The organism is Halomonas sp. GD1P12 (assembly GCF_025725645.1).
Lineage (GTDB): Bacteria > Pseudomonadota > Gammaproteobacteria > Pseudomonadales > Halomonadaceae > Vreelandella.
The window spans coordinates 133,703-159,311 of sequence record NZ_CP107007.1 but is presented as its reverse complement, the minus strand read 5'-3'; the positions used below and the strand labels follow the sequence as shown (position 1 = coordinate 159,311).

Here is a 25,609-nt window from a genome sequence, read left to right as displayed (position 1 = left end):
CACCGGCCACTACGAAAAACGCCCCGGGCTTTCGGCCCGGGGCGTTTTTTTACAAGGCTTCCACGCTTTGCGGCTTACAAGTCGAGCTGACCCTTGGTCACGAAGCTGCCGTCTTCCACCGCCATTTCGACCACCACGCCAGGGACGTCGCCGTTATCGTCGAACTCGTGCGAGCCGGAGGCGCCTTCGTAGTTGATCTCGGTGCCCGCGGCGATCAGCTCCACGGCCTTCTCCCACTCGCCGGGCAGGATGACCTCGCCGGGGGCGCTCGAGACGCTGCGCAGCGCATCACTCAACCCCTCGCGCTCGGCGCTGCCGTTCTGCTCGATGGCCAGCGCCAGCAGGAAGGCGGCGTCATAGGCCTGGGCGGCAAATACGGCGCTGGGGTCGAAGCCAGCATCATTAGCGGCGCTCTCGAAGATCTCGGTGCCGGGTAGATCCGGGCTGCCCGGGCGCGTGGCGATCATGCCATCCAGCACGTCGGCACCGATCGCTTCCACCAGACTATCGCCGACCATGCCGTCGGCGCCCACGTACTGGGTAAACATGCCGCTTTCATACGCCTGGCGCAGTACGGTCTGGCCCGAGGTATCGGCATAGGCCAGCACGACCAGCGTGTCGGCGCCGCCGGCGGAAAGCGCACCGAGCTCAGAGCGGTAGTCGGCGCGGTTGTCTTCGTGGGCGAGGTTGTCGGTAATCTCGCCGCCGCCAGCTTCGAACGCCGTGCTGAAGGCGTCGGACAGCCCCTGGCCGTAGTCGTTGTTGACGAAGGTGACCGCGACCACGTCGATGCCCTTGTCGAGCAGCAGCTTGGCGAGCATTTCACCCTGGAAGGCGTCCGAGGGCACGGTACGGAACACCAGATCGTTGTCGTCGAGCTCGGTGACCGCCGGCGCCGTTGAGGCCGGCGAGACCATCACCACCCCACCCGGGATCGCGGCGTTGTTGGCCGCGGCGATGGTCGCGCCGGTGCAAAGCGCGCCGACGATCGCCGTGACGTTTTCGGAGTTGACCATGCGGTCGGCGGCGTTGGAGGCCGCCGAGGCGTCAGAACAGGTGGTATCGCCGGACGGCATTGAAAGCGTTTCGCCATCCAGAATGCCGCCCTGCTCGTTGATCTGGGCCACGGCCAGCTGTGCGCCTTCGAAGATCGGCGGCGTCAGGCTTTCGATACCGCCGGTGAAACCGCCCAGAAAGCCGATTTTGACCTCGGCCTGAGCGGTGGCGGTCAAGGCAAGAGAGGACGCCGCGATAGCGGCGGCGAGTGTGCGTTTTTTGATCATGTTATTCGTCGCTCCCGGTATTTGAATCGCGCAGGCTGTCGCTCGCGCTGGTATCAATTTGAAACCGCCGGGTCGAAAATACAAGCTCCTTTTCTAACGCTTCTTAACGGCGCGGGCCTGGCGCATGTATAGGCGCTGGCGCTACAGCAAGGGTTCCAGATGGAAGGTTCGACTGAACCAGGCGTTGGCGTGGCGCCACCAACTGCCGGGCTCCTCCACAGCGCGCCGGCGTTCGCCTTCGTGCTCGTACGCCCACCCCAGCGCGCCATCCTCGAGGGTGACGCGGTAGCTGATCGTTGGCTGCTGCCCAATCTCGACCAGTTCGTCGAAAGCCTCTCGTAGCCCGTCGCTTTCGACCAGCACGCCCACCTCGGTATTCCAGAACACCGAGCGGGGGTCGACGTTGAACGAGCCGATAAACACCTGATCATCGAAACCCAGCGCCTTGATGTGCAGCGCCGAGGCGGAGGCGCCGGGTACGCGCATCTCCTCCGCGGTGGCATTGCCGCTCGCCTCCTGCTCCGGGCGCAGCTCGAAAAGGCGCACGCCGCTCTCGATGAGCCGCGCCCGCCAGGGCATGTAAGCGCCGTGCACCACGGCGGCATCCGTGGACGCAAGCGAATTGGTGATAATGTCGATGGCCACGCCCTGGCCTGCCAGCGCCTCCAGCCGCTCGACGCCGGCTCGCGTGGGCACGAAATAGGCCGAGATCATCACCAGCCGTTCGCGGCTTTCGGCGTGGCGCAAAAGCTCGCCCAAGAGCGTTGCCTGCCAGTGGGGCGCGCCGTCGGAGTGGATCTTGTCCGGGCTGTCCCAGAACGCCTGGGCGCTGCCCCAGAAAAGCGTGCGCCAGGGCGGCGCCTCGGAAGGCGACTCGCGCAGCCGGACGAGGTAGTCGGCCTCGGCGTTGTCGTCGAGCCAGCGGTCGAGCTCATCGGCGAAGGGCTGCCAGGCGCTCGCCTCAACCGAATGGTAGCGGGCAATCGGCTGGGCGAGAGCGTGATTCCAGTAGTCGTCGAAGCTTTGCGAAAGCTCGGGCACCACCTGGCCGATCGTGACCAGGTCCAGATCGGCGAAGTTGAGCGACTCGTTGGCGTCGAAGTATTCGTCGCCCAGGTTGCGCCCGCCGACGATGCCCACGGTGTTGTCGGCGATCCAGAGCTTGTTGTGCATGCGCCGGTGCTGGGTTTTGGGCGCGGTGAACGAGGCCAGCACCCGAGTGGCGAGATGGCCGCGGCCGAAGGCCACCGGGTTGAACACCCGCACCTCGATACGAGGATGGCTCGAAAGCGCGGCCAGCCGCTCGCCCTGGCCGATCGCCCCCATGTCGTCGAGCAGCAGGCGCACCCGAACGCCGCGCTCGGCGGCCTCGATCAGCTCTTCCATGATCAGCCGCGTGGTCTGGCCGTCGCCGAACAGATAGGTCTGGATATCCAGCGAGCGCTCGGCGCGGTGGATGAGTTCCACCCGGGTCTCGAACGCCTGCTGGCCGTTGGCCAGAAGCGCAAAGCCGTCCGGCGCGCTCTGCCCCTTTAGCGCGTGGGCGACCCGCTCGCCAAGCCAGGTATCCTCGGCCTGGGCGCGCTCGACCGCTACCTGCGCCTCGCGGGGAACGTCCTCGTCGACGCAGCCGGCAAGCGTCAGCGCCGCCACCAAAAGCGCGGCCAGCCACGGCCGGCGGCTAGCCATCGTCAGTGCCCGCCTCCAGGCGCGCGCGGCGCGCATCCGCCTCTTTACGCTGGCGGTTGCGCCGGTAGAGCCTGGCCAGCGCAATTAACAGCGCGGAAACGAGCATGAAAGCCAGCACCACGCCTTGCCAGGGGCGGGCGGCGTTGCCCATGACGGTTTCCAGCGCGATGATCAGCGTAAGCCCCAGCGCCTGGGAGCCGATCGCCAGCGCCCGCAGTACGTCGATGCCGGACGGGTACATGGAGTTCTCCGTAAACAGTGGCGTGCATGATATGGTGCCCCAGTGTAACTGCTCAACGGGAAAACCATGAACGCGATTGCCCTCGGCCCGCTCCTTCTTTCGCTGCCTCGCCTGTTCGCCCTGGGCGCCGCCCTTCTGCTGCTGCTGACGAGCCGCTACTGTCTGCCGCTTAATGCGCGACAAAAAAGCCGCTGGTTCAGCGGGCTAATCCTTTGCTGGCTGGTGGGCGCGCGGGTGGGCTACGTGCTGCTCAATATCGAAAGCTTCATGGCGGCCCCGCTCGAGGCGCTCAAACTCTGGCAGCCGGGCTATCACCCGCTGGGCGGTTTTCTGGCCGGGCTCTTGTGGTGCGCCTGGTCGCTGCGCAACAGCCTCAAGGCGCTAGGCATCGCCGTCATCCTGCTGATTCTCAGCTCGGCGCTCTGGCTGGTGGCGGTCATGGTGAGCGTGGACGAGCAGCGCTTTGCAGTGAGCGCGCTACCCGAGGTGACGCTTGAAAACCTCGACGGCGAACCGGTTTACCTGCCGGACCTGGCCGCGCGCGGCGACCGGCTGATCGTCAATCTATGGGCGACCTGGTGCCCGCCGTGCCGGCGCGAAATGCCGCTTCTCGAGCAGGCCGACGGCCTGGAGGGAGTGAGCGTCGTCATCGTCAATCAGGGCGAGGATCTGCTGCCGGTGGTGCGCTATCTCGACGAGCAGGCGCTCTCCTTCGAGGTGGCGCTGCGCGACCCGAGCCAAACGCTGATGGCGCGTTTCGAAGCCCCGGGTCTGCCCACCACCGTGCTGTTCGACGCCGATGGCCGCACTCAGGAAGTCCACGTTGGCGAGCTGACCCGCGCCGAGCTCGACCGCTGGCTCGATAATTAAGCGACTCGGCGCTTAATACCGCCCCGCCTTTGCGTTAGAATCCCCCGCCCTATCGCCGCCTGAACGCAGGCGGCTCGCCCCGTTTTGAACTTCCTTGAGGCATCATGAGCGATTTTACCCCCGGCCAGCGCTTTATCAGCGACGGTGAGGCCGAGCTTGGGCTGGGCACCGTACTCAACTGCGACGCCCGCAGCGTGACCATCTTGTTCAGTGCCAGTCAGGAAACCCGCACCTACAACACCCGTCAGGCGCCGCTGACCCGGGTGGTATTCGGTAGCGGTGACCGGGTGATCGCCGCCGATGGCTGGCAGATCACCGTCAGCGAAAGCAGCGAGCGCCAGGGGTTGATCATTTACCAGGGCCTGGACGACGACGGCGTCGCCCGCGAGCTTCCCGAAACGCGCCTGGCCGACACCATGCAATTCAACCAGGCCCGCGACCGTCTCTTGACCGGCCAGGTGGATCGCAACGACTGGTTCGACCTGCGCTTTCGCACGCTGCACCACCATCAGCGTATCGAGCAGCACGAAGCCCTCGGCTTTAGCGGCCCGCGCATCGACCTGATCCCTCACCAGCTCTATATCGCCGACGAAGTCGCGCGCCGCCACGCCCCTCGGGTACTGCTCGCCGACGAGGTGGGCCTTGGCAAGACCATCGAAGCCGGATTGATTCTGCACCGGCTATTGCTGGCCGGGCGCGTTTCCCGCGCGCTGGTGCTGGTGCCGGATAGCCTCACCCACCAGTGGCTGGTGGAGCTTCTGCGCCGCTTCTCGCTCAGCGTCACGCTGCTCGACGAAACCCAGAGCCAAGCTCAAGCCGGCGCCAACCCGTTCGAGAGCGCCCAGCTGATTCTGGCAAGCCAGGGGTGGCTATTCGCCAACGAGGCGCGCCAGGCCCAAGCGCTTGAGAGCGACTTCGATCTGTTGATCGTCGACGAAGCGCACCACCTCGACTGGCACGCCGACGGCGAAAGCGGCCCGGGCTATCGCTGCGTCGAGCAGCTCGCCGGCCAGATTCCCGGCCTTCTGCTGTTGACCGCCACCCCGGAGCAGATGGGCCTGGAGAGCCACTTTGCTCGCCTGCGCCTGTTGGACCCGGAGCGCTACCACGATATCGCGCGCTTCAAGCAGGAGGAGGCGCACTACGTCGAGGTGGCCGGTGCCATCGAGGCGCTCGACGCCCTGCCTTCCGAGCGCGAGCGGGTGGCGGCGGTGGTCGATGACGCCGACGGCCAGGCGCTGCTGGACACATTGTGCCGCGAAAGCGAAAGCGACGACGCCAAGGCAGAGGCCAAAACGAAGCTTCGCGACGCGCTGCTCGACCGTCACGGCACCGGCCGGGTGATGTTTCGCAACAGCCGCCGCCACGTGGGCGGCTTTCCCGAGCGGCGTCTGCACCAGAGCACGCTGGAGTTGCCCTCGGCCTACCGGCGCGTGCTGCGCCGGGTCGAGCGCGACGAGGACTACTTCGACGAGCTTCTGATCGAAACCGGCATGGATCACCCGGACGTGCTGATCTACCCGGACGCCACCTACCGCGCGCTCTCCGATGACCCGCTCAATGGCGAGCCCTGGTGGCAGATCGACCCGCGGGTGAACTGGCTGCTCGAGAAGCTCGCCGACACCAGCGAGGAAGGCCTGGCCGGGGACAAGGTGCTGGTGATCGCGCACCACCGCGAAACCGCCGAAGGCCTTTCCGAGGCGCTGCGCGTGCTCGGCGGCTATCAGGCGCCGGTGTTCCACGAGGATCTCTCACTGATCGAGCGCGACCGCGCCGCGGCGGCCTTCGCCGACGAGGAAGAGGGCTGCCAGGTGCTGGTGTGCTCGGAGATCGGCTCCGAGGGGCGTAACTTCCAGTTCTGCCGGCATCTGGTGATGTTCGACATGCCCCAGCATCCGGATCAGCTCGAACAGCGTATCGGGCGCCTCGACCGGATCGGCCAGCGCCACGCCATCGAGCTGCACGTGCCCGCCTTCAGCGCCTCGCCCGGCGAGCGGCTTTTACGCTGGTACCACGAAGGCATGAGTGCCTTCGCTGCCCCCCACGGCGTCGGCAGCGAGCTGTTCGAGACCTTCGGCGATGCGCTGGCCGATGCGCTTCTGGACGACGAGGCGCTCGACGAGATCATCGCTGACACACGCGCCTTCTTCACCGAGAAGATGGCCGAGCGCGAAGCCGGGCGTAACCGCCTGCTGGAGCTCAACGCCTGCCGCCCGGAGCGCGCCGAGCAGGTGGTCGAGGCGGTGCGCGAGCTCGACGAGGATACTGCCCTGCCGCGCTATGTCGAACGGGCGCTGGACGTGTTCGGCGTCGACAGCCAGGAGATCGGCAACGACCTGCTTTATCTGGCGCCAGGCTCGCACATGCTCGACGGCCTGCCGGGACTGGTGAAAGGCGAGGAAGGGTTTTCCGCCACCTACCGGCGCGACGTAGCGCTGGCCCGCGACGACGTGCACCGGCTTGGCTGGGAGCACCCGCTGGTGCGCGAAATGATGGGCCGGGTGATCGACGGCACCATGGGCAACACCGCGCTTGCGCTGCTGCGCCACCCCGCCATCCCCAGCGGGCGGCTGATGGCGGAGCTGGTGTTCTGCACCCACTGCCCAGCGCCGAAGGCGCTGCACCTCAATCGCTTTTTGCCGCCCACGGCGGTGCGCGTACTGATGGACGAATCCGGCGCCAACCTGACCGCCAACATCTCCTTCACCGGGCTCTCGAAGAACGTCCAGAAGGTCAACAAGTCGATGGCCCGCGACCTGATCAAGAGCCGGGTGAGTGAGCTGCGCACGCTGTTGAGCCAGGGCGAAGCGGAGGCGGAAAAAGCGCTGCCGGGACTTTTAGAGCAGGCGCGCGAGAAGATGCGCGCCCAATTGGACGGCGAACTCGACCGGCTGCGCTCGCTCTCTCAGCACAACCCGGCGGTGCGCGACGAAGAGCTAGCGGCACTTGAGCGCGAGCGCGACGCGCTGATGGAAGCGATCGACGCCACCCGGCTGCGTCTGGACGCGGTGCGGGTGGTGATCACCGTCGACCCCAACGCCTGATCGGCGCCGGGCAGACCTCACCGTGCGTGGTGCGGTCAGTCGTCGAGGATATCGGCCAGCGCCTTGTCGAGGGTCGGGTAGCCGAAGTTGAAGCCCGCCGCGTGCAGGCGCTCCGGGCGCATGTCCGCCCCGGTCAGCAACAGCCGCGACATCTCTCCAAGCCCCGCCTTCAGTACGAAGGCGGGCACCGGAAAGATCGCCGGGCGGTTGAGGTGCCGCGCCAGGGTCTGGCTAAACTCCCGGTTGGTGACCGGGTGCGGGGCGCCGGCATTGAACGGCCCTTCGAGCCCGGACTTGTTGATCAAGTACAGAATCGCCTCGACGAGGTCTTCCCGGTGCACCCAGGGCATGAACTGGCGGCCATCGCCGAAACGCCCGCCCAGGCCCAGCTTGAATGGCGGCAGCATTTTGGCGAGCGTGCCGCCACCTTCGTCGAGCACCAGGCCAATGCGCAGGATCGCAAGCCTTACCCCGAGCGCCTTGATGGGCTCGGCGGCCGCCTCCCACTGGGCGCAGAGCCGATGGGCGAATTCAGGGTGCGGCGGCGTCTCTTCGTCCACCTTCTTTTGGCCCTGATCGCCGTAGTACCCCATGGCCGAGCCGCTGACCATCACCGCAGGCAGCGGCTTGTCCGCTTTTTGCAGCGCCTTGCAGAACTCGACCAGCGCCGTAGTGGCCTCGACCCGCGAACTGATCAGGCGTTTTTTCTGCGCATCGCTCCAGCGCTTGCCGGCAATTGGCTCGCCGGCCAGATTGACGATGGCGTCCGGCGGGGTATCGATGAACGCCATCGCGCTCTTGCCGGTGTTGCACGCCCGCGGTAGCCCGCGAGCCGCCTGAGAGGGCGAGCGCGATACGACGTCGACCTGGTGGCCGCCGTCGATCAGCTTTTCACACAGACGCTTGCCGACAAAGCCCGTGCCGCCGGTGACGAGTATTCGCATCCAGAACCTCCTTTCGTCCGCAGGCTCAGCCCGCAGACGGTTAGTTACACAAATGCTGTACTAAAATGCTACGATAAGTATATTGAGTGTCATCCATTCACGCGAGGATTTATGCCCGAAAAAGCGCGCCGAGCCGCTCGCCCTGAACGCGTTGCCGTGATCGGCGCCGGCATATCAGGCCTTGCCTGCGCTCAAACGATGGCCGAACGAGGCATCAACGTGACTCTGTTCGACAAGGCGCGCGGCCCGGGCGGGCGCATGGCCAGCAAGCGCCGCCCGAGCGCCACGCTTGATCTGGGCGCCCAGACCTTTACCGTGCGCGACGCGCGGTTTTTGCAGCTGATCGAATCCCTCGAAAACCAGGGTGTCGTCGCCCGCTGGCCCGGCGTCAGTTTCGAGGCCGGCAACGCCGGCTGGACGAGGCTGGATGACGACCAGCGCCGCTATACAGGCGCTCCACGCATGAGCGCGATCACCCGCGAACTCGCCAACCGCCTTACGCGTTTTAAACACGTGAAGACCCACTTCGACACCCGCGTTCAGGCGCTGACGAAACCAGGCGATGGCCAGCGCGGCTGGGCGCTTTGTGCTGATCACCATCAGCCGCTCGGCACTTTCGATACGGTCGTGATCACCGCTCCGCCCCCCCAGGCCGAGGCGCTGATCGGCGAGTGGGATCCTGTGCTGGCACAAGCGTGTAGCGCGCGCGCCCAGCGAAGCTGCTGGGCCGGTTACGTGGTGTTCAAGACGCCGCTGCCGCCGATCGATAGCGTCATCCATTGGGAATCGCTGCACGCGCGCCACGCAGCGCTCAGACTGGTATCGCGCAACCACACCAAGCCCGGCCGCGAGCACCAGCCGGAAAGCCTCAGCCTGCTCGCCCAGCTCGACTGGAGCGAGCAGATGCTCGAGCGCCCGGCGGGCGAAGTCGCCTGCGCGCTCTACGCCGCCTTTCGCTCGCTTTTACCGCGCGACATTGAGCTGCCCGACATCGTCGAGCTGGGCGCTCACCGCTGGCGCTACGCTCAGGCAAGCGCGCCCGGTCACGAGTCATACTTGTACAGTGAACAGGGCCTTGCGCTATGTGGCGAGAGCTTTCGCGGCAGCCGTGTCGAGGATGCCTGGCTCTCCGGGCGGGAGCTTGGAAATGCATTGGCAGAGCTACCAGAGAGTTACCGAAATCAAACGTCCGTATAACGTTAGCCTGCGCAAGGTTGTACCCAACGTCAAAAAGTTGTACAAAGTACGCTACCAAAAAAGGCTTTAACGTTATACCAGACGGCGAGCAGACACATCTTTGCTGCGCGCCGCCGCCATTCATGAAAGATCCCTGGGGCATCGGCCCGAGGCAACCAAGAGGCAATGGCGCCCATGAGCAAGAAGGCGACCCACCCACCCGATACGCCACTTTACCCGATTCGGGAAGTTTCCCGACTGACGGGAGTAAACTCGGTCACCCTGCGCGCCTGGGAGCGCCGTTACGGGCTGATCTGCCCGCAGCGCACCCCCAAGGGCCACAGGCTCTACGCCCAGGACGACATCATCCGCATCGAGCGGATCTTGCAGTGGCTCAATCGCGGGGTGCCGGTCAGCCAGGTGGCGGATCTGCTCGACCAGCCGGAAACCGTCGAGACCCCAGCCCCGGATGCCGGCGACTGGGCCAGCCAGCGCCAGCAGCTGTTGGCCACTATCGAGGCGATCGATCTGGCCAAACTCGAGTCGCTCTATCAGCAAAGCCTGGCGCTCTATCCGCTGAGCACCGCGGTCAACGAGCTGTGGCAGCCGGTGATCTCAACGTTGGAGGCGAAGTGGGCGATCGAACCGGATGACCTGGTGCGCCGCTCGCTGGAGGCGTTTCTGCGAAGCCAGGTCGGCATTCGCCTTCACTACGCCAACCAGGCCACCCGCGGTCCGCTGATTCTGCTCAACGCCATGCCCGACGACCCGGGTCCGCTTTGGGTGCTGATGACGGCGCTGATGGCGAGCGAACAGGGCTATCGGGTTCAGCTTCTCGACCATTCGCTTGCGCTCGAGGACCTGCCCCAGGCGGTAACGCGGCTGCACTGCTCGATGGTGCTATTGACCAGCGGCCAGCGCGAAAACGATGACTTCATCCGCCAGGCACTGCCGCGCGCCGCCACGTCGCTGAGCGTGCCGATTGGCGTGTGCGGCGAAGTCGCCCGCCAGCGCGATGTCGATCTGCGCGACAGCGATGTTCATATGCTCGGCGACGACCTGCCTCAGGCAATCGCCCGGCTGCGCCCGCTGCTGCGTGAATCCGGCATTCTGTAACGCCCTGCCATTCGGGTTTACTACTTTGTTGACGCCGGCTTTTCACCGCCGGCGTTTTTGACGCTCCAGGGAGGGAGTCATGGCGCTTCAGCTTGTCTGGTTTCGAACCGACCTTCGCACCTTCGATCACTCGGCGCTGGCGTCCGCCGCCGAGAAGGGCCCGGTGGTGGCGGTGTTTTTGCGCAGTGTCGAGCAGTGGCGCGAACACGGCCACGGCGCCAACAAGATCGACTTTTGGCACAGAAGCGTTCGCGCGCTGAAAGAGAGCCTGAACGCGCTCAATATTCCGCTGCTGCACCGCGATATCGGCCGCTATGACGAGGCGGCCGAGGCGCTTTTAGAGATTGCCCGCGAGCACGGTATCGAGCGGCTGCACTTCAACCGCCAGTACCCACTCAACGAGCATCGCCGCGACGCCCAGGTACTCGAGGCGTTCAAGCACGAAGGCATTCCCGCCCACAGCTACCACGACGCCGTTGCGTTTGCACCGGGTACGCTTCTGACCGGCAAGAACGAGTACTACAGCGTGTTCACCCCGTTCTCGAAGGCCTGGCACAAGAACCTGAAGGATTCGCAGCTGCACGTGCTGGACGCGCCGAAAAAGCAGGCCGCGCTCTCCATTGGCAACAACGCGATCCCGGCGCTGCCCGAACTCGATCAGACGCCGGTGAATCAGACGGCGTGGCCCCCCGGTGAAGACGCGGCGAGCGACGCGCTCGCGCGCTTTTTGCAAAAACGCGCCAAGCGCTATAACGAGCAGCGCGACTTCCCCGCCGTCGCCGGTACCAGCGAGCTCTCGCCCTATCTCGCCCTCGGGGTACTGTCGTATCGCCAGTGCATGCAGGCGGTGATGAGCCACAACGGCGGCCATCTCGCCGATGGTGACAAGGGCCTGACCACTTGGGTCAACGAGCTGGTCTGGCGTGAGTTTTATCAGCACGTGGCCTATGGCTTTCCCCGGGTGGTACGCCACGAGCCGTTTCAGGAACACACCAAAGCGCTTGAGTGGCGCGACGACGACGAGGGCTTCAAGGCCTGGTGCGAAGGGCGTACCGGCTACCCGATCGTCGATGCCGCCATGCGTCAGCTGGTCAATACCGGCTGGATGCACAATCGCCTGCGCATGGTCACCGCGATGTTTCTAAGCAAGCACCTGTTGATCGACTGGCGCCGAGGCGAGCGGTTTTTCCTCGAACACCTGGTGGACGGCGAGTTCTGCTCCAACAACGGCGGCTGGCAGTGGGCGGCCTCCACCGGCACCGACGCCGCGCCCTACTTTCGTATCTTCAACCCCACCACCCAATCGACGCGCTTCGACCCGGACGGCGAGTTCATCGCCGAGTGGCTGCCCGAGCTTTCCGAGCTTCCCGCCAAGGCGCGCCACGCCCCGCCGAGCGACATGCTAACGAAGCTCGACTATCCCGAGCCGATCGTCGATCACAAGGCGGCGCGCCAGCGGGCGCTGGAGGCGTTCAAGGCGCTTTGAACGCCCGACAGCCCGCGCCGACTCAACGATAGATCGACGATGGCGTGCATTCAGCGGTTTCCGGAAGTAGACTAGGCATGGCCTTGCCAGCCGTTCGTCGCGATCCCCGGCGCGTAACGCCGGTGCGACGGACGGCCAACGTCCACCTTGAACCTCGGAACGATTCAGTGACCAAGCAACATTCCTTTGATCGCGAAGAACTGCTGGCGTGCTCGCGCGGCGAGCTGTTCGGCCCCGGCAATGCGCAGCTGCCGGCACCCAACATGCTGATGCTCGATCGCATCACGCACATTCACGAAGAAGGCGGTGAGCATGGCAAGGGCGAGCTGATCGCCGAGCTCGACATCACCCCGGATCTCTGGTTCTTCGACTGCCATTTCCCGGGGGATCCGGTCATGCCGGGCTGTCTGGGACTGGACGCCATGTGGCAGCTGGTCGGTTTTCATTTGGGCTGGCTGGGTCATCCCGGGCGCGGTCGAGCGCTGGGCTGCGGCGAAGTGAAGTTCAGCGGGCAGATCCTGCCCGATGCGAAACTGGTCACGTACCGTATCAATATCAAGCGGGTCATCACGCGCCGGCTGATTCTCGGCATCGCCGATGGCACGGTGTCCGTGGACGGACGCGACATCTACCAGGCGAACGACTTGCGCGTTGGCCTATTCACCTCCACTGCGAATTTTTAACAGGAGGCTCCCATGCGACGAGTGGTAGTCACCGGCCTGGGCATCGTATCTTGTCTTGGCAATGACCAGCACCAGGTTCTGGACGCGCTGAAAAACGGGCGCAGCGGCATTCGCTTTAAAGAGGAGTATGCCGAGCGCGGTTTTCGTAGCCACGTGGCCGGAAGCGTACAGATCGATCTTGAAGCGCTGATCGACCGTAAGCTTCTGCGCTTCATGGGCGACGCCGCGGCCTACGCCTATGTGTCGATGGCGCAGGCCATCGAGGACGCGGGGCTAACGCCAGAGCAGGTCTCCAACGAGCGTACCGGGCTGATCGCAGGCTCCGGCGGCGCCTCCAGCGCCAACCAGGTCGAAGCCGCCGATGTGCTGCGCGACAAGGGGCTGCGTCGCGTCGGGCCGTACCGCGTCACCCGCACCATGGGCAGCACCGTCTCCGCGTGCCTGGCCACGCCCTTTCAGATCAAGGGCGTGAACTACTCGATCTCCTCGGCCTGCGCGACCTCGGCGCACTGCATCGGCAGCGCCATGGAGCAGATCCAGCTGGGCAAGCAGGATGTCGTGTTCGCCGGCGGCGGTGAAGAGGAGCACTGGACACTGTCGTGCCTGTTCGACGCCATGGGGGCGCTCTCGACCCACTACAACGATACCCCGGAAACCGCCTCGCGGCCTTATGACCAGACCCGCGATGGTTTCGTCATCGCCGGCGGCGGCGGCATGGTCGTGCTCGAAGAGCTCGAGCACGCGAAAGCGCGCGGTGCGAAGATCTACGGCGAAGTCGTGGGTTACGGCGCCACGTCCGACGGCGTCGATATGGTCGCCCCCTCGGGTGAAGGCGCCACGCGCTGCATGCGCCAGGCGATGGCCACGGTGGATGGCGATATCGACTACATCAATACCCACGGCACTTCGACGCCGGTTGGCGATGTCGCCGAGCTGAAAGCGATTCGCGAAGTCTTCGGCGACTCGACCCCGGCGATGAGTTCGACCAAGTCGCTGACCGGACACTCGCTGGGCGCCACCGGCGTGCAGGAAGCGATCTACTCGCTTTTGATGATGCAGCATGGCTTCGTCGCCGCCTCGGCCAACGTCACCAAGCTCGACGAGCAGGCCGACGGCTTCGACATCGTCACCGAGCGGCGCGATAACGTCGCCATCGAGCGGGCGCTCTCCAACAGCTTCGGCTTTGGCGGCACCAACGCCTGTCTGGTGTTCCAGCGCTACGCCGACTAGTAGTGATACGCAGCAACAAAAACGGCGCCTAGAGGCGCCGTTTTTGTTGGTCTGTTCTGTGGGATGCCGGGTAATCCTACGCGAGGGCACTGTGAATACCTCCCTGTACGCTACTTTCGCCCTCCCTGGCGAAAGACCCTCGCTACGGGTTACCCGGCAGCGCCAGCCTCAGCCGCCGCTAACTTAAAGCACACCAGGGCCGCGCAAAAGCTGGGCTCGAGTGTATTACCGGGCCCGAGGCGCGACGCTCATGGCCACGGGGTCGCCGCGGGGCACGTCAGAAATCTCCTCGAGGGTGGACTCGATCCAGCGCTCCACCTCGGCGAGCACCTCGTCCGGGGTGCGCCCGGCGGTTTCGATCGGCTCGCCGATGCGGACCCGCAGCTCGCCGGGTTGTTTGACCCAGTGGCGCCCGGGCCAGCGCTCGCCGGCGTTGTGCGCCACCGGCAGCACCGGCACGCCAGCCCGACACGCCACCACCGTGCCGCTCTTGTTGTAGCGCTTGCGGCGCCCCGGATCGACCCGAGTGCCCTCGGGAAAGATCAACACCGATAGCCCGCCTTGCAGCCGCGCCACGCCCTGGGTCAGCACCTGCTTCATCGCCCGCGCTGGCTTGGAGCGGTCGAGCCCGATCGGGCGTAACAAACGAAGCGCCCAGCCAAATATCGGAATGCGTAAAAGCTCCTGCTTGAGCACGGTACAGACCGGCGGCTTCATCACCTGCAGAAAAACGGTTTCCCATTCGCTCTGGTGATTGGCCTGAATGACGCAGGGCCCGTCAGGGATATGTTCGCGCCCCTGGATGTCGTAGCGCACATCGCACACGCACTGGAACCAGAAGATGACGAAGTAGTTGTACAGATTGAGCAGCCGATAGCGCCAGGCCAGCGGTAGAAACGGCGTGAGTGGCAAGAACAGCACGCCGCAGGCGAGCATCACCGTAAAGTAGCCCAGATAAAAGACCAGGCTGCGCAACACGTTGGTCAAGCCGACTCTCCTTGTTCGAGGCCTTGCTCAGGAGGGCTCTGGTCGCGGGTCAGGCACCAGGCATCCAGCATTCGACCGACTTCCAGCCGCCAGGGCTTTTGATGAACGCCGAACACGTCCAGCACTCGGCGGCAGTTGAGTACGCGTCTGAGCTTGGCGTCGTGATGATGATTCAGCGCCGTGACCTCGCCCAGCGCCACCGACTCGCCACGCCCTTCCAGGTGCGTGACGAGCTGTGTGCGCACCATCGAGGTAAAGGTGAACGCGCTGACCGGCTCGATGCCCGCCAGGTGGTACGCCCCCCAGGCCTCGGCACCGCATCCCTGCTGAGCGAGCATGCCAATCAGCGCCATGGCGACGGAGTCCGCCGAGGTCGGGCAGCAGATCACGTCCTCGGCGGCGCGCACGCTCTGGCCCGCTACCAGACTATCGATGATGTCGCCAAGCCAGGCGTGGCTGCCGTCGAGCGCGAACAGCGGCCCCAGCCGCACGATCAAGTGGCGGTGGTACTCGGCGCGAATCCGATTGCCGGTGGCGACCAGACGCCGCAGGCTTTCGTCACGCGGCGCGGGCACCACGTGCTCGTCGATCGGAATCTCGAAGCCCTCTTCGTAGAGCTGATCCGATACGCACCAGACCAGCGCCACGCCGTGCGCCTTGCACGCCTCCATGCACGCATCGACCGCATCGGCGTAGGCCTTCACGTCGGCCGGGGGCATGGTGTGAGGCTCGGCCAGCGGCGGAATGATCACCGCATGAGGCGCGATCGCCCCAAGCTCCTGGGCGTCCACGCCCATGCCCTGCTCGATGACCAGCTCGGTATCCGCCCGGCGGCTGGCCTCGCGGGCCAGCGCCAGGCTCAAGCAGTGCCCGGCATCCAGTATCAAAAGCTTCAAGGCAGACGCTCTCCTCTCTCACTGCGCCAAACGTGGATCACATGAGCGACGGGGTTCAGAACGGAATTTCGTCGTCGAAATCGTCGAAGTTACCCGGGTCCGGCGCGCCGAAGCGGCCGTTTTGATCGTTCGGCGCGCTTTGGCCGCCGCGATTGGGTGCGCCTTGACCGCCCTGCTGGGGAGCACTCTGCTGACCGCCGCCGTACTGATTGCCCTGGGGCGGCGCGTTCTGATGGCTGGGCTGGTTGTTGGGCTGATTGCCAGGATAGCTCTGGCCACCCTGCGGGGCGCCGTTCTGATAGTTCTGCTGCGGCGCACCGCCGCCCTGGAAATCGCCGCCGCGGCTATCGAGCATCTGCATGTCGTTGGCCACGATCTCGGTGCTGTAGCGGTCCTGGCCGTTCTGGTCCTGCCACTTGCGGGTTTGCAGGCGTCCTTCGACGTAGACCTTGGAGCCTTTTTTCAGGTACTGCTGGGCGATCTCGGCGGTCTTGTTGAACAGCACGACGCGGTGCCACTCGGTGCGCTCCTGGCGCTGGCCGCTTTGGCGGTCGGTCCAGGTATCCGAGGTCGCCAGATTCAGGTTCGCTACCGCCGTGCCCGACGGCGTGAAACGTACTTCCGGGTCCTGACCCAGGTTACCGATCAAAATGACTTTGTTAATCCCGCGCGCCATGGCTCGCTCCTATCTGGTAAGTCCGTACTGGTAGTTCGGTTCTCGTATTCGTCGATCGCCCATCGGCGATCGCGCAGTGTCCTCGCAGGCGTTAAGGGTATCACCAATCCCGCCGCGACGATGTCTCTGTTTGTGTGTGCCGCTCAGGGCTTGTCCGTGGGAATCAGCTTGTCCAGCGCCCCGCGATCGAGCGCCTTGCGATTGACCTTGAGATACATCAGCCGCTCCTCCGGCACCACCATCACATCCTCCACGCCGACCACATCGGCGAGGCGCTGCATCAAAAGCTCCAGCGTATCCGGATGGGTGTCGTCGCCCAGCGCCACCACTTCGCTTGAAAGCGGCGGCGGCGAGGGCAGGCGCCACATGAACAGCCACCAGCCAAGCGCCAGCACCGCGCAGCCCACGAACACCGCGTCCAGACCGAAGGCGCTGGAAAGCGCCCCGCCCAGCGTGCCGCCCAGAAAGGCGCCGAGAAACTGGCTGGTGGAGTAAACCCCCATGGCGGTGCCCTTGGCGCCCGCCGGGGCGAGCTTGCTCAGCATCGACGGCAGCGTCGCCTCGAGCAAATTGAAGCCGGTGAAATAGACGAAGAGTCCGGCAAACAGCGCGTGGCCGTGGGAGATCGGCAGCGCCAGCGCCACCAAACTCAGACCGATCGCGCCGATCGCCACCAGGCACACCGCTTTGATCTGCTGGCGCTTCTCGGCCAGGATCATCAGCGGCACCATGGCGACGAACGACAGCGCCATGATCGACAGATAAGCAAGGCCGTGGTACTCGATGGACACGCCCGCCTCGACGAGGCGAAACGGAATCGCGACGAAAATCGCCATCAGGATCAGGTGCAGCGAGAAGATCGACGCGTTCAAACGCCACAGATCCCACCGGGCCGCCACGCTCTTGAACTGGGCACGGTCCATGCCCACGTCCTTGTGGCGCAGCCGGCGCGGCGCCGGCGGCACCCAGCGCCACAGCACGAAGAGCCCGAGCAGCGTCAGCGCCGCCGTGACCCAGAATACCCCGGCAAGCCCGGCCTGGCTTGCAAGCCAGGGGCCGAGCACCATGGCGATGGCAAACGACACGCCGATCGAGAGCCCAATGGTAGCCATGGCGGCGGTGCGCACCTGTTCGCGGGTTTGATCCGCCAACAGCGCCATGATCGCCGCCGCCACGGCGCCGGCCCCCTGTAGTGCCCGGCCGGCGATGATGCCGCCAATGGAGTCGGCGCTGGCGGCCACGATACTGCCAAGCGCAAAAATCAAAAGCCCAAGGGCGATGATGCGTTTGCGCCCGAAACGGTCCGACAGCAGGCCGAAGGGGATTTGCAGTGTGGCCTGGGTGAGCCCGTAGACCCCCAGCGCCACGCCGACCAGCAACGGCGTGGCGCCGGACAGCGTGTCGGCGTAGAGCGCCAGCACCGGCAGCACCATGAAAAGCCCGAGCATGCGGGAGGCATAGAGCCCGGCCAGCCCACTGATTGCGCGGCGCTCGGAAGCCAGCAGCAGTGTGGAGAGGTTGCGCATAGTGCCCTTTGAATTAGAACCAGGTGAACGAGCGGTACCCGTCGAGGCGCCTTTGAAACGCGCGCCTTCAAGACAACCGACGATGAAATGCCGATTTGGAAAAGCCCTCCATTCTAGCGCTTCGCGCCGGCGCTGGAAACGCTCGCCTTGCGACAAAGCGTCCCGCCCGCTTTGCTGTAATGGGGCATAAGTACTTATAATTACGCTTTTGCCACGCGATTCGAGGTGTTGATGGACAGCATTCTGGTCAGAGGTGCACGCACTCACAACCTCAAGCAGATCGATGTGGAGCTGCCGCGCGACAAGCTGATCGTGATTACCGGCCTTTCCGGCTCGGGGAAATCCTCGCTTGCATTCGATACGCTATACGCCGAAGGGCAGCGCCGCTACGTGGAGTCGCTCTCCACCTACGCGCGCCAGTTTCTTTCCATGATGGAAAAGCCCGATGTCGACCACATCGAGGGGCTCTCCCCGGCCATTTCCATCGAGCAGAAGTCGACCTCTCACAACCCGCGCTCCACCGTCGGCACGATCACCGAAATCTACGACTACCTGCGCCTGCTGTTTGCCCGCGCCGGCACGCCGCGCTGCCCGGAGCACGGCGAGGACCTGGAAGCGCAGACCATCTCGCAAATGGTCGACCAGGTGATGAACCTGGAGGAAGGCACCAAACTGATGCTGCTGGCGCCGGTGGTGAAGGGCCGCAAGGGCGAGCATCTGCAGCTTCTGGCCGAGCTTCGCGCCCAGGGCTTCGTGCGCGTGCAGATCGACGGCCAGATCCTCGAACTCGACGACATCGCCCCGCTCGACAAGCGTAAAAAACACGACATCAGCGTGGTCGTGGATCGCTTCAAGGTGCGCGACGATATCGCTCAGCGCTTGGCCGAGTCCTTCGAGACCGCGCTGAACCTGGCCGACGGCACGGCGATGATCCACTTCATGGACGGCGACCGCGAAGACCTGGCGTTCTCCTCGCGCTTCGCCTGCCCGGTGTGCGGCTACTCGCTCTCCGAGCTCGAGCCGCGCATGTTCTCGTTCAACAACCCCGCCGGCGCCTGCCCCACCTGCGACGGTCTCGGCATCCAGCAGTATTTCGACCCGGAGAAGCTGATCAGCCACGACGAGCTGTCGCTTGCCGAAGGCGTGATCAAGGGCTGGGACCGGCGCAATATCTACTACTTCACCCAGCTTCAGGCGCTGGCCAGCCACTTCGATTTCGCCCTCGAAACGCCCTGGAACGAGCTCTCCAAACGCCAGCGCGACATCATTCTCAACGGCAGCGGCAACGAACCCGTGCCGTTTAGCTACGTCAGCGACCGCGGGCGCAAGGTGACCCGCGAGCACGCCTTCGAAGGCGTGCTGCCCAACATGCAGCGCCGCTATCGGGAAACCGAATCGAACATGGTGCGCGACGATCTGGCCAAGTACATCGCCATGAAGCCCTGTACCGCCTGTAACGGCACGCGATTGCGTCGCGAGTCGCGCCACGTCTTCGTCGACGATCGCAACATCGCCGACATCGTGCGCACGCCGATCGGCGAGGCCTGGGACTACTTTGCCAACCTCGCGCTTCCCGGGCGCAAGGGCGAGATCGCCGAGAAGATCGTCAACGAGATCCACTCGCGCCTGGAGTTTCTGGTCAACGTCGGGCTCGACTACCTGAACCTCGAGCGCAGCGCCGACACGCTCTCCGGCGGCGAGGCGCAGCGTATCCGTTTGGCGAGCCAGATCGGCGCGGGGCTGGTCGGGGTCATGTACATTCTCGATGAACCCTCGATCGGCCTGCACCAGCGCGACAATGATCGCCTGTTAAAGACGCTGGAGCGACTTCGCGACCTGGGCAACACCGTGATCGTCGTCGAGCACGACGAGGATGCGATCCGCGCCGCCGATCACGTCCTCGATATCGGTCCGGGTGCCGGCGTGCACGGTGGTGAGATCGTCGCCCAGGGCACGCCCCAGGACATCATGGACAACAAGAACTCGTTGACCGGGCAGTACCTTTGCGGCACTCGCGAAATCGCCGTGCCGCCGTATCGCATTCCCGGCAATCCGGAAAAGCAGCTGGTGGTGCGCGGGGCGACGGGCAACAACCTGCAAAATGTCACGCTTACGCTGCCGCTGGGGCTGTTCATCGCCATCACCGGGGTATCGGGTTCGGGCAAGTCGACGCTGATCAACGGCACCCTGATGCCGATCGCCGCCCGCGATCTCAACCGGGCCACCACCATGACACCGGCGCCCTACAGCGCCATCGAAGGGCTCGACCAGCTCGACAAGGTCATCGACATCGATCAAAGCCCGATCGGGCGCACGCCGCGCTCCAACCCGGCAACCTACACGGGCATCTTTACCCCGATCCGCGAGCTGTTCGCCGGCACCCAGGAGGCGCGCTCGCGAGGCTACAAGCCCGGGCGTTTCAGCTTCAACGTCAAGGGCGGACGCTGCGAAGCGTGCCAGGGCGAGGGCATGATCAAGGTAGAAATGCACTTTCTGCCGGACATCTACGTGCCTTGCGACGTGTGCAAGGGCAAGCGCTACAACCGCGAAACCCTGGATATTCATTACAAGGGCAAGAACATTCACGACGTGCTGGAAATGACCGTCGAGGAGGGTCTCGAGTTCTTCAGCCCGGTACCGGCCATCGCCCGGCGCCTGCAGACGCTTCTGGACGTCGGGCTCTCCTACATTCGCCTGGGTCAGAGCGCGACCACGCTTTCCGGCGGCGAAGCCCAGCGGGTGAAGCTTGCCCGCGAGCTTGCCAAACGCGATACCGGCCAGACGCTCTACATTCTGGATGAGCCGACCACCGGTCTACACTTCGAGGATATTCGCCAGCTCTTGACGGTGCTCCATCGCCTGCGCGATCACGGCAACACCATCGTGGTCATCGAGCACAATCTCGATGTGATCAAGACTGCGGACTGGATCGTCGATCTGGGCCCGGAAGGCGGCTCCGGCGGCGGGCGGATCATCGCCGAGGGCACCCCGGAGCAGCTGGTGAAGAAAAAAGGCTCGCATACCGGGCAATTTTTGGCGCCGCTATTGCAAAAAAAGAAGTGAAAAAATAAAAAAACGATAAGGCAATGTCAGGCAAGCCGCCGTATCGTTCCCCTTTGGCCGTCACCGCCGGCCCTGAGCGGCGGCACAGCCCGGGCACGCAGTCAAGAGAAGGAGACACCGAGCATGAGTCAGGAAAAGAGCTGTATTGTTCGCCACTTCAACCATTATTACTCGTTGTCAAAAGACGAAGAGCAGCTGCTTGATTCGCTCGAAGAGAGCCCGCTCGATCAAAAGGCGGGGTCACTTCTGTGGGAGTTGAAGGACCCCGCTCAGGAGTTTTGCACGCTGCGAAGCGGCTGGGCCTACTCCTATCGCCATTTGGAAAACGGCGATCGTCACATCATGGAGGTGTACCTGCCCGGTGACATCATCGGCCTGCGCGAATTCGCCTTCTCCCAGCGGCTGGAAAACGTGCGCTTCATCACCGACGCCGTGGTGTGCCGTTTTCCGCACAAGCGGATGATCGATCTGTTCAGCCAGTCGCTGCCGCTGACCTCGGTCATGTTCGCCATCAGCAGCCGCCAGCAGTCGCTTCTGACCGAGCGGCTGGTGAACCTGGCAAGACGCACCGCCCGCCAAAAAATGGCCCACTTCATCCACGAGATGTACGTCCGCCTGAGCCAGACCAACCCGGATTTGACCGGGCAGTTTCGCCTGCCGCTCTCCCAGGAGCAGCTCGCCGACGTACTGGGACTCAGCCCGGTGCACGTCAGCCGCACGTTCACCGCGCTTAGCGAGGCGGGGCTCATTTATCGCGACCGCCATCACATCAACATCCCGGACCTGGCGGCGCTTGCCGCCGAAGGCGAGTTCGACGACTGTTACTTAAGCGACAACGTGCGGCCGCTGCTCGGCCAGTCGGAGTGATGCGTATCTTTTCTCGACATCAATACTCGGCGCACCGTCCCATGACGTCTCACTCTGTTGCCGCGGCCGCGCTCGGCGTCGCCGGGCTCTTCGTTTTCGCCACCGCCGCCCAGGCGGCGCGCTATCCAGTCAGCGATGACACCGCCTTCGGCGCCTGGCACGCCGCGACGACCACCGATGCCGGCCAGCGCCACTTTCGCGCGCTGGAGGCCGAAAGCTATTCGGACGCCATTTTGAGCGTGAACGCTACCGAAGGTGTGTGCCACCTGCCCTGGCTCGAACTACGCGTGACCCTCAAAGAGACGCAGTCCGAGAGCCGCGCGGTGAACCTGGTCCCGGCGCGGCTGCGCGTCGACCAGACGCCGATCATGGAGACCATGGCGGAGTTCATCGTCGAAGAGGGGGATGACGGCTTCTACAGCCACTTCTACCTGGGCGAGCTCGACGCGCTACTGGCGCGCATGAGTGAAGGCGAGCAGCTGTTCATCGGCTTCGAGCAGGGGAGTGCCACGCCCTGGACCATGACGTTTGATCTCGACGGCGCCGGCAAGGCGATTCAGGAGATGCAGCGGCGCTGCGCCGGGGCTTAAGGCGTAACCCGCGCCGGCTCCGGGGCGGGAGTTCGCAGCACGAATTCGACGCGGCGGTTGGCGGCGCGCCCTTCCCGCGTGTCGTTGCCGGCGAGCGGGCGCGTGTCGGCGTAGCCCACGGCGCGTAGCCGCTGCCGCGCCACGCCCTCCTGCTCGAGATGGCGCACCACCGCGATCGCCCGCCCGGTCGAAAGCTCCCAGTTGGAGGCGAACGCCGCGGTCGAAATCGGCACGTTATCGGTATGGCCTTCCACCGACACCTCGCCCTCGAAGGTGTCGATCACCTCGCTCAATCGCTCGAGCACGCCTTCGCCCTGGGGGGTCAACTCGGCGGCGCCGCTGGCGAACAGCAGGCTGTCGTCGATGCGCAGGGTCACGCCTTCGCGCCCCTGGCTGACGCTTACGCCCTGAATATCGAGCGCGGCCATGGCCGGCGATAGGCCGCTGTCGCGCGGCAAGATTCCCGAGGAGAGCGGCTGAAGGCCCTGGCCTTCGTTTGATGCCTCGCCGCCGCTACCCGCCGGCGTCAGTGCCAGCAGCAGCACGAACAGCGTGATCAGAAGCGTCAATACGTCGAGGTAGCTGGTCAGCCACCCCTCCTCGCCTTCGCCGCCGGTAAAGGGCGATTCCAGCGCGTGGCGGGCGTCACAATTGAGCATGGCGCTAGCCTTTCGCCGCGACGCCGCTGCCCGGGCGCGGCTTCACGTGGGGATCGTTGATCTCGTCGTGGTAGTTGGCCACGAACGAGTTCAGCGTCTCTTCGATGAACGACGGCAGCCGGCGCTTGGTGATCAGCGAAATGCCTTCGAGCACCATGTTCATGGTGATCAAGCGCTCCTCGGTGCGCCGCTCGAGCTTCACCGCCACCGGCTTGAACACCAGGTTCGCCAGCAGGATGCCGTAGAAGGTGGTGAGAAGCGCCACCGCCATGCGCGGGCCGATCACCTCGAGATCCCCGGCGTCCATGACTTCGAGCATGTTGACCAGCCCCACCAGGGTACCGATCATGCCAAACGCCGGCGCGTAGGTCGCCATGGTGCGAAAGATCTGCGCCTCGGCGTGCTCGCGGGCCTTGAGCCTGGCGATACGCCAGCGCAGCATGTCAAAGATCTCGTCTTCCTTGGTGTTGGCGATGACGAGCTGGATGCCGGTGCGCAAAAACGGGTTGCGGGTGTGTTCGAGCTCGCGCTCCACTGCGCGCACGTCGCCCTTGAACCAGAGCCTGGCCATGGAGACCAGCTCGTCGATGTCGTCGCGCACATAGGTATTCTCGCGGCGAAATACCAGCCCCACCAGGCGTACCACGCGCACCACTTCCTTGAGCGGATAGCTGATGAAGGTCGCCGCCAGCGTGCCGGTGATGACGATGGCAAGCCCGGGCAGGTTGATGAAGCTTGCCGCGGACTCTGCGGTAAAGAACAGCACGCTCACTAGCAAGAGGATGCTGGCGCCTATTCCAATCAGGGTAGAGGGGTTCATCGACGGCTCCTCGCCGGTTGGGGTTGACAGTGAAAAGGTTTAGTCCGGCTCGTGCAGACGCGCCCGCAAACGGCTGATGGCCTGGCTGTGTAGCTGCGACACGCGCGACTCGGTGACGCCCAGCACCGCGCCCACCTCCTTGAGGTTGAGCTCTTCCTGGTAGTAAAGCGCCATCAACAGCTTTTCGCGCTCCGGCAGCGCCTCGATCGCGGCAATCAAGGTTTCGCGCTGCTGGCCGTCCAGTAGCTCCTCGAAAGGCGCGTTCAGCGACTCCTGAATCGGCTCGCCGCCCTCCTCCAGAAGCTCCTCAAAAGGCAGCAGATGGCCACTATTGGTGTCCGCCAGAAGCTGCTGGTACTCGTTAATTGGCATGTCCAAATCGCGGGCGATCTCGCTCTCTTCCGGGGGGCGGCCAAGGCTTTGCTCCAGCCGGCGCACGGACTCGTCCATGGCCCGGGCCGAGCGGCGTACGCTGCGCGGCAGCCAGTCCCGGGTGCGCAGCTCATCGACCATTGCGCCGCGAATTCGCTGGCTAGCAAAGGTGGCGAAGCTCGCCCCCTGGGCGGCATCAAAACGCCCCAGCGCCTCTAAAAGCCCTACCATGCCGGCCTGGATCAGATCGTCGAGCTCGATGCTGGCCGGCAAACGAACTTGCAACGCCAGCGCCTGGCGACGCACCAGCGGCATGTGCTGGTTGACCATATCGCTGTGTTGGATTCTTCCCTTTGCTGTATACATCGGCGTGCCCCTGGCTAATCGCTGGTCACTGATAGTTCACAATCACTTGAAGCCCTCTCACCCTCACCGGCGGCTGGCCACGCCCCAACGCGAAACGAAACTCGAGCGGCGCGCCGGCATTGAGCCCGGCAAGGCCGGTGGCACTGCCGCGCTGGCCGTCGAGGGCGACGCAGCGCTCCGGGTGGCAAAGCCAGGCATGGATATCGGCCCCCGGCGGCGCTTCGAAGCGCCAGTTGACGCGCTCGATGCGCCCCTGATGAATCTCGGCACTGGGCGGCGGCGCGAGCGCCTGGCTGGCACTTGCCCGGTCGCTCATCGCGACCATCAGCCCGGTCGTATCGACACTCCAGCTGCCCCCGCCCGCCAGGGCCGACAGCGAAAGCCCGCTGGCCACCACCCCACTCAGCGCTGCGAGAATGACGTTTCTCATTAGCATAACCTAACCATAGTGGCTCACTCAGTATGGCCTACCTGGCCAAAAGCAGCAGTTCGATCCCCAGGTACGCCGCCGCCGCCGCGCGCAGATTCTCGAGCAGCCCGGCGCGGGGCAGGCCCGGCTCATGCAGCGCCAACAGCCGTTTGGGCCCCTGGTGTTCGCTGACCAGGCGCAGCGTGCGGTACATGGCGGCGAACGCCTCGGCGTCGCTTCGCACCCACAGCGCCCAGCGCGAGTAGCGCGCGCAGAGCGCCTGGAGCGGCGCATCGGCGTCCACCGGCACGACCTCCCAGCTCTCTGGCGTTGCCGCCCAGCGCCGGCCAAGCCGCGACCACTCGTCGAGGCGCGCGATCACCGGCTCGCGCTGCTTCGACCCAAGCCCGACCACGGCGAGCGGTATTTTGGCGACGTGCGCGTTGGTGGCATGCGCGTCTGCGACGTGCGCGTTGGCGACATGCGCGTCCGCGACGGGCGCATCGACAGTGTGCGCGTTGGCTTCGCTCGCCTCCAACGCCTGAGCCTGCCGCACATCGTCGTCGCCTTGCGCGCCGGCCGACTGGCCGGTGCGCAGGTTCGCCCACTGGCGCAG

The 25,609-nt window shown here is 64.9% G+C and carries 23 protein-coding genes; 10 read left to right on the top strand and 13 right to left on the bottom strand.

Annotated elements, in window-relative coordinates; all coding sequences use genetic code 11:
- Positions 1-74: 74 nt before the first annotated feature.
- The 3 genes from OCT39_RS00720 to OCT39_RS00710 form a co-directional block, all read right to left on the bottom strand.
- Positions 75-1,283 carry an ABC transporter substrate-binding protein gene (locus tag OCT39_RS00720; RefSeq protein WP_263585822.1) on the bottom strand — a complete coding sequence of 403 codons (1,209 nt, stop codon included), beginning with the start codon at positions 1,281-1,283 and terminating at the stop codon, positions 75-77.
- 141 nt (positions 1,284-1,424) lie between these two features.
- Positions 1,425-2,972: a phospholipase D family protein gene (locus tag OCT39_RS00715; RefSeq protein WP_263585821.1), complete on the bottom strand. Its 1,548-nt coding sequence runs from the start codon at positions 2,970-2,972 to the stop codon at positions 1,425-1,427.
- Positions 2,965-3,213 carry a hypothetical protein gene (locus OCT39_RS00710; protein WP_263585820.1) on the bottom strand — a complete coding sequence of 83 codons (249 nt, stop codon included), beginning with the start codon at positions 3,211-3,213 and terminating at the stop codon, positions 2,965-2,967. The genes OCT39_RS00715 and OCT39_RS00710 overlap by 8 nt, the downstream gene beginning before the upstream one ends.
- Before the next feature lie 66 nt (positions 3,214-3,279).
- On the opposite strand from OCT39_RS00710, the gene OCT39_RS00705 reads away from it, so the two are divergent.
- Both OCT39_RS00705 and rapA read left to right on the top strand, forming a co-directional pair.
- Positions 3,280-4,083 (top strand): TlpA disulfide reductase family protein, encoded by an 804-nt coding sequence (locus OCT39_RS00705; RefSeq protein WP_263585819.1) that lies wholly within the window; start codon positions 3,280-3,282, stop codon positions 4,081-4,083.
- 104 nt (positions 4,084-4,187) lie between these two features.
- Positions 4,188-7,127: an RNA polymerase-associated protein RapA gene (gene rapA / locus OCT39_RS00700; RefSeq protein ID WP_263585818.1), complete on the top strand. Its 2,940-nt coding sequence runs from the start codon at positions 4,188-4,190 to the stop codon at positions 7,125-7,127.
- Positions 7,128-7,162: 35 nt separating this feature from the next.
- Here rapA and OCT39_RS00695 read toward each other — a convergent pair whose 3' ends face one another.
- A complete protein-coding gene (locus OCT39_RS00695) occupies positions 7,163-8,071 on the bottom strand; it encodes a TIGR01777 family oxidoreductase (protein WP_263585817.1) in 909 nt (302 codons plus the stop codon).
- Positions 8,072-8,182: 111 nt separating this feature from the next.
- Between OCT39_RS00695 and OCT39_RS00690 the strand changes: the two genes are divergently transcribed.
- From OCT39_RS00690 to fabB, 5 genes are all read left to right on the top strand, one after another.
- A complete protein-coding gene (locus tag OCT39_RS00690) occupies positions 8,183-9,268 on the top strand; it encodes an NAD(P)/FAD-dependent oxidoreductase (RefSeq protein WP_263585816.1) in 1,086 nt (361 codons plus the stop codon).
- Positions 9,269-9,442: 174 nt separating this feature from the next.
- Complete coding sequence (locus tag OCT39_RS00685) at positions 9,443-10,363, top strand: MerR family transcriptional regulator (RefSeq protein WP_263585815.1); 921 nt, start codon at positions 9,443-9,445, stop codon at positions 10,361-10,363.
- 79 nt (positions 10,364-10,442) lie between these two features.
- Positions 10,443-11,849: a deoxyribodipyrimidine photo-lyase gene (gene phrB / locus OCT39_RS00680; RefSeq protein WP_263585814.1), complete on the top strand. Its 1,407-nt coding sequence runs from the start codon at positions 10,443-10,445 to the stop codon at positions 11,847-11,849.
- Between the two features lie 167 nt (positions 11,850-12,016).
- Positions 12,017-12,532 (top strand): 3-hydroxyacyl-[acyl-carrier-protein] dehydratase FabA, encoded by a 516-nt coding sequence (gene fabA / locus OCT39_RS00675; protein ID WP_252105831.1) that lies wholly within the window; start codon positions 12,017-12,019, stop codon positions 12,530-12,532.
- A 12-nt stretch (positions 12,533-12,544) separates the two neighbouring features.
- Entirely contained in the window at positions 12,545-13,762 is a 1,218-nt protein-coding gene (gene fabB / locus OCT39_RS00670) for a beta-ketoacyl-ACP synthase I (RefSeq protein ID WP_263585813.1), read from the top strand.
- 225 nt (positions 13,763-13,987) lie between these two features.
- Here fabB and OCT39_RS00665 read toward each other — a convergent pair whose 3' ends face one another.
- The 4 genes from OCT39_RS00665 to OCT39_RS00650 all read right to left on the bottom strand — a co-directional run bounded on the left by OCT39_RS00665 (position 13,988) and on the right by OCT39_RS00650 (position 17,847).
- Positions 13,988-14,749 (bottom strand): lysophospholipid acyltransferase family protein, encoded by a 762-nt coding sequence (locus OCT39_RS00665; RefSeq protein ID WP_263585812.1) that lies wholly within the window; start codon positions 14,747-14,749, stop codon positions 13,988-13,990.
- Entirely contained in the window at positions 14,746-15,645 is a 900-nt protein-coding gene (locus tag OCT39_RS00660) for an NAD(P)-dependent oxidoreductase (protein ID WP_263585811.1), read from the bottom strand. The genes OCT39_RS00665 and OCT39_RS00660 overlap by 4 nt, the downstream gene beginning before the upstream one ends.
- A gap of 55 nt (positions 15,646-15,700) precedes the next feature.
- Positions 15,701-16,321 (bottom strand): single-stranded DNA-binding protein, encoded by a 621-nt coding sequence (locus tag OCT39_RS00655; RefSeq protein ID WP_263585810.1) that lies wholly within the window; start codon positions 16,319-16,321, stop codon positions 15,701-15,703.
- Positions 16,322-16,464: 143 nt separating this feature from the next.
- Entirely contained in the window at positions 16,465-17,847 is a 1,383-nt protein-coding gene (locus OCT39_RS00650; RefSeq protein WP_263585809.1) for an MFS transporter, read from the bottom strand.
- A 231-nt stretch (positions 17,848-18,078) separates the two neighbouring features.
- Here OCT39_RS00650 and uvrA point away from each other — a divergent pair, with 231 nt between their 5' ends.
- The 3 genes from uvrA to OCT39_RS00635 all read left to right on the top strand — a co-directional run bounded on the left by uvrA (position 18,079) and on the right by OCT39_RS00635 (position 22,367).
- Positions 18,079-20,910 carry an excinuclease ABC subunit UvrA gene (gene uvrA, locus OCT39_RS00645; protein WP_263585808.1) on the top strand — a complete coding sequence of 944 codons (2,832 nt, stop codon included), beginning with the start codon at positions 18,079-18,081 and terminating at the stop codon, positions 20,908-20,910.
- Positions 20,911-21,033: 123 nt separating this feature from the next.
- Positions 21,034-21,777 (top strand): Crp/Fnr family transcriptional regulator, encoded by a 744-nt coding sequence (locus tag OCT39_RS00640; protein WP_263585807.1) that lies wholly within the window; start codon positions 21,034-21,036, stop codon positions 21,775-21,777.
- 41 nt (positions 21,778-21,818) lie between these two features.
- Positions 21,819-22,367 carry a hypothetical protein gene (locus OCT39_RS00635; RefSeq protein WP_263585806.1) on the top strand — a complete coding sequence of 183 codons (549 nt, stop codon included), beginning with the start codon at positions 21,819-21,821 and terminating at the stop codon, positions 22,365-22,367.
- On the opposite strand, the gene OCT39_RS00630 is transcribed toward OCT39_RS00635, so the two are convergent.
- The 5 genes from OCT39_RS00630 to OCT39_RS00610 are packed head-to-tail and all read right to left on the bottom strand — an operon-like array spanning position 22,364 to position 25,549.
- Positions 22,364-23,026: a flagellar motor protein MotB gene (locus OCT39_RS00630; protein ID WP_263585805.1), complete on the bottom strand. Its 663-nt coding sequence runs from the start codon at positions 23,024-23,026 to the stop codon at positions 22,364-22,366. The two genes, OCT39_RS00635 and OCT39_RS00630, sit on opposite strands and share 4 nt — an antisense overlap.
- A gap of 4 nt (positions 23,027-23,030) precedes the next feature.
- Positions 23,031-23,846, bottom strand: coding sequence for a motility protein A (locus OCT39_RS00625; protein ID WP_263585804.1), 816 nt, complete (start codon positions 23,844-23,846; stop codon positions 23,031-23,033).
- Positions 23,847-23,885: 39 nt separating this feature from the next.
- Positions 23,886-24,584, bottom strand: a complete 699-nt coding sequence (locus OCT39_RS00620; protein WP_263585803.1) for an RNA polymerase sigma factor FliA — start codon at positions 24,582-24,584, stop codon at positions 23,886-23,888.
- A 25-nt stretch (positions 24,585-24,609) separates the two neighbouring features.
- Positions 24,610-25,014, bottom strand: a complete 405-nt coding sequence (locus OCT39_RS00615) for a flagellar protein FlhE (protein ID WP_263585802.1) — start codon at positions 25,012-25,014, stop codon at positions 24,610-24,612.
- A 37-nt stretch (positions 25,015-25,051) separates the two neighbouring features.
- Complete coding sequence (locus OCT39_RS00610; protein WP_263585801.1) at positions 25,052-25,549, bottom strand: hypothetical protein; 498 nt, start codon at positions 25,547-25,549, stop codon at positions 25,052-25,054.
- Positions 25,550-25,609: the final 60 nt, after the last annotated feature.